The sequence below is a fragment of the Sagittula salina genome (genome assembly GCF_017813235.1).
Lineage (GTDB): Bacteria > Pseudomonadota > Alphaproteobacteria > Rhodobacterales > Rhodobacteraceae > Sagittula > Sagittula salina.
The window spans coordinates 1-4,013 of the sequence record NZ_JAGISH010000032.1 but is presented as its reverse complement, the minus strand read 5'-3'; the positions used below and the strand labels follow the sequence as shown (position 1 = coordinate 4,013).

Below are 4,013 nucleotides of genomic sequence, written 5' to 3'. Positions count from 1 at the left end.
AGGTCATCTCCGTGTCCAGCCAGATCAGCAGCGACCCGCGCTTGCGGCGCGCAGCGTTGTAGGTAGACCAGTTCGTCGTGCGGTAGCGGGCGGGCTTGGGCTTGCTCATGCTGCGCGTCTAACCGCATGGTTTCCCGGTGTGAATCCTTCAACGGCTGAGGTCTGCAACAACGCCATAGATACATCAATTTCTTGTCCGGTCAAACACCCATTGCGCAGCATTCATGATCCCGATGAAGCCTGATAAGGTCCGTCCTCTCATGTGGCAAAGTCAGCTTAACGCACTTCGCGCCCGTTTGTGGATCACGCAGCATTTGACACCTTGGGCTCCAAGCCGAACTCGGATGCGTCGCAGCATCATGTGATATGTTGTTCTGTCAACGTCGGGTTGTCGATGTGGGAGGGCGTGGTGGATCGGAGGATCCATCATGGAAACACCAAACTTACCTGCCATTCGCGCGCTTCGCCCTGCTTGGAACAAAGGCAGGATCGTTGGCCAGAAGCGGCCACTCAAGCCCAAACACGTCTGGGCGATCAGGGTTCGGCTGGAGCTGGCCGAGAACCATCGTGATCTGGCTCTCTTCAATCTTGCCATCGACAGCAAGCTGCGCGGCTGCGACCTGGTGAAGATGAAGGTGGTCGATGTCATGGCTTCTGGCCAGATCAAGGAGCGAGCGTCGGTTCTGCAAAGCAAAACGCAGAAACCCGTTCGCTTTGAAATCTCTGAAGGCACACGGGCGTCGCTCGCACGGGGGATGCGAGAGCCGCTGATGGTCGGATCAGAATACCTTTGGCCTGGGCGCTTTCACGAACGGCTTCATATCTCGACCCGTCAGTACGCAAGGATTGTTCGTGAGTGGGTGACATCCATTGGCTTGGAGGCCAGCGCCTTCGGCACGCATTCGATGCGGCGCACCAAGGTCACGCAGATCTACAAGAAGACGGGCAACCTGCGGGCGGTCCAACTACTGTTGGGGCATACCAAGATGGACAGCACTGTCAGATACCTCGGCGTTGAGCTTGAAGATGCGCTGGTCATCGCCGAAGCTATTGAAATCTAATCGGCTGGGCCGCCTTCAAGGACGGCCCATAGCCGTCATTCGGGACACGAGCAGCGGCCCATCCCAACTACCATGCAGACACGGCTGGCTCCGAGGTCGAACACTTTCCCATACCAGCGGGGAAGCCGAACTTCACAGCTGTGCCGTAGTCATTGGACACCAACAGTAACACGCCCTAAATAGTTGAGCAAAGAAAATAATTAGGATTCCGCGCCATTTAATCAATGTAAGAAATCTGCTCCTCCTTGAATAAACCTCGATCAATCAACTCCTGCCCGGCAGCTTTCGGCTTTAGGGAGAAGAAGAGGATACGCAAGTTTATCTCAGCACGAGAAAAGCAAACATAGGCCAATTTTCGGGTTAGCTCAGCTTGACGCTCAGTAGGGTCGCCAGCGGTGCCAGGAGTAAGCGTCTTCCCAAAGCTGTAGGTATTCCAAGATGCTTCGATGTCATCAATCATAACCAATACGTTTGGATACTCTTCGCCCTTGGAACCATGCTGAGTACTGAAGGGGGAGTTTTCATCGATGAATTCAGCATACGGGCCGACTTCACTGCAATCCATTTTGAAGAATTCATCAGCCAGCCAGTCTCCCTTGTCGCGCTGATGGTCCTCATTCTCGGCATCGAAACCTTCGCGCGCATTACGCCCTAGCTGCGAAGAAAGAGACGATGGTCGGCACGTCTGCTCCTTACGACGGTAATTGGTATGAACCGAAGGAAGGAGGCATTTGCGCGGATGCCTGCGCAATCGCGTTTCTTGGAGGAACGCAAAGATTGGCGGGTTTGAAAACCTTCAACTATGAGTTCGCTGGCCAGCTATCATTTGATCGGCTGAATGGGACAGAGATCCTCGATAGCATTGCTGAAATAAATCTCACCGGCGAAGATCTTCTGCAAGAGCAGGTTGAAATCGGGCTATTCGTGAACTTTCTGTTGGAAATGGGCGTAAGCCCCGAAGTCTATGCTAAGCTCGCTGCTCTCGCTCCTGGTGGTAAATTTGAGCCGTCGGATCAAGAAGCCCGTGATCTTCATATCGTTACGACAGCTGACACCGACCATCATTGGCGACTCGACCAGTTGGCTTCCGGCTTGATGGCCAGGACAGGTGAACGTGGAGAGATCGATGGTCTTTGGGCATTTTGCTACAAAGAGAGCTTTCTCCTCGCGCGCACGTTTTCGAAGGCCAATGACGCAGGAGAGCCTTGCACCGACGATTTCTGTTACCCCGATGATGACATTTCTGAGGTTTTCGAAGGTGCCAAACTTAATGTAGGGGATAAGTCCTTCCCCATGGGCCATGCTCAGACTTTAAGTGATATGTCCGATGGGACAAAGGTATTCGTCAGCGCAGTCGTCCCGCGTCAAGCTCTGGTGAGCTTGCCTTCTGCGACAAAGGTGACGATGTCGCCAGCGGCTGACAGTCGAGCAATGAATGCGAAGGCGACTATTTTTGAGTGGGAGTGGGGTTCGGAATTCGATCCGAGGATTATCGACTTGGCGCTCAAGAACTGCATCAGTGGATGATGCTATTCCTTAGCAGTTGCTCTCGTAGTCGATAAACTGCCGGAGACTGTCTCCCAATCCTTCAAGGAGTAGTTCCTGCTCAAGTCCTGCCGTATAGGGCAGGAGAAGGCATGCATACCTTGATGCAGTCTCCCCCAAGCTCGCTTCGACCACACTCCTATCGCAGGTCTCGGCTGCCACACAGACCGCAATGTCATCGAGGTTGCTGACCAAGGTGATAATGTCCTGCTGCGTTTCGGCGGGTTCCGCACTGGTCGCAACCATGTTCCCAACGATTGCTCCTATGGTGTCCCGCTTCACCGCCACTCCTTGGAGTTGGCCGAGTTTTAGCTTGGCAAACTCAATCGAAAGGCGCCGTTGAATGCCCAGCATGTCGCCGGAGTTGAAAGCAGTGACCATACTGACAGCAGTATCTCGCTTGGTTTGTTTGATCTGTTGGAGGTAGGACATGACCGCGATCGAAAGTGAGACGACTACGGTCACGTTCGCAAGGATGGTCGTTACTTCCGTGACGCGCCTTATCGACCACATGCGCTGCTCTTGGGTATGTAAGCGATGCCGTCTTCAACCCGGACACCATCAGCAGTCAGGCATTTGAATTGCTCGGCGGTGAACGTGATGACGTCGTCCAAACGCGTCTTATTCCCGGTGCTTCGGATCTTGCCGACGCCGCCATAGTTGCTCTTACTGCCGGTTGCGCCTGCAAAGGGATCGGGGTTAGGGCAAGATGCAACATGGATAATTATGACCGGTGAACCGGAAGCGGTGTAAGCGGTTGAGTGCTCCAAGATACAGGACGCTTGTTCTGCGCTCACAACCCAAGCATCGTCTTCTGCGATCGCCGGTGTCACGGCGAAGGCGGAAAGAAATAGGGAAAGTGCTTTCACCCGGCAATTGAGTATTCGATGCATGCTTCAGACGGCCCTCTTTCGAAGGAATTGAAAAGGCGTGGGCTCGATTGGTCAAGACAAAACTTGAACTTGAACAAAGATGGAGGCTCTCAGATCTTCGGGTCAGGATGCATAGCCAATGGATGACGGAGAGTTGCCCGCGCGCCGATGTGATTGAACTGTGGACCTGTGGTTACACCCAGTGCTGCGGTCTGCATGAGTGGCCGCTTCGGTGTCGCCGCGATGCGGCTTCTTGGCTAAGCGTCAAGGTCTGTTCTGGGCCGATCGCACCATCGAGCCCTTGGTCATGCCCCTCCCTGGCCCTGTCCGGTTCCTGCGCATTGCTGCCGTCGGTGTGATGCGCGGCGAACGTCAGCTCTCCGCCCGTTGTGTCGGTACCTAGGGTCAGGACCCATAAACGTGCTTGAGGCTCCACGGGCTGTATGATTCAAGCTCCCAACACAGGGGCATGATGAGCGGGCATTTCTGGCTGACCGACGAACAGATGTCGCGACTGCGGCCGTTCTTTCCGAAG

The 4,013-nt window shown here is 54.5% G+C and carries 5 protein-coding genes and 1 pseudogene; 2 read left to right on the top strand and 4 right to left on the bottom strand.

Going from position 1 to position 4,013, the window contains the following annotated elements; translation table 11 throughout:
* A pseudogene (locus tag J5474_RS22425) lies at positions 1-109 on the bottom strand (IS5/IS1182 family transposase); the annotation flags it as partial.
* Positions 110-428: 319 nt separating this feature from the next.
* Here J5474_RS22425 and J5474_RS22420 point away from each other — a divergent pair.
* Positions 429-1,061 (top strand): tyrosine-type recombinase/integrase, encoded by a 633-nt coding sequence (locus J5474_RS22420; protein WP_209364225.1) that lies wholly within the window; start codon positions 429-431, stop codon positions 1,059-1,061.
* 217 nt (positions 1,062-1,278) lie between these two features.
* Here the strand turns inward: J5474_RS22420 and J5474_RS22415 are convergent, their stop codons facing one another.
* Complete coding sequence (locus J5474_RS22415; protein WP_209364223.1) at positions 1,279-1,812, bottom strand: hypothetical protein; 534 nt, start codon at positions 1,810-1,812, stop codon at positions 1,279-1,281.
* Positions 1,813-1,847: 35 nt separating this feature from the next.
* Between J5474_RS22415 and J5474_RS22410 the strand changes: the two genes are divergently transcribed.
* Positions 1,848-2,588 carry a hypothetical protein gene (locus tag J5474_RS22410; RefSeq protein WP_209364221.1) on the top strand — a complete coding sequence of 247 codons (741 nt, stop codon included), beginning with the start codon at positions 1,848-1,850 and terminating at the stop codon, positions 2,586-2,588.
* Positions 2,589-2,597: 9 nt separating this feature from the next.
* Here J5474_RS22410 and J5474_RS22405 read toward each other — a convergent pair whose 3' ends face one another.
* Positions 2,598-3,119 (bottom strand): hypothetical protein, encoded by a 522-nt coding sequence (locus tag J5474_RS22405; RefSeq protein WP_209364219.1) that lies wholly within the window; start codon positions 3,117-3,119, stop codon positions 2,598-2,600.
* Positions 3,107-3,499, bottom strand: a complete 393-nt coding sequence (locus J5474_RS22400) for a hypothetical protein (RefSeq protein WP_209364217.1) — start codon at positions 3,497-3,499, stop codon at positions 3,107-3,109. Before J5474_RS22400 ends, J5474_RS22405 begins: the two co-directional genes overlap by 13 nt.
* Positions 3,500-4,013: the final 514 nt, after the last annotated feature.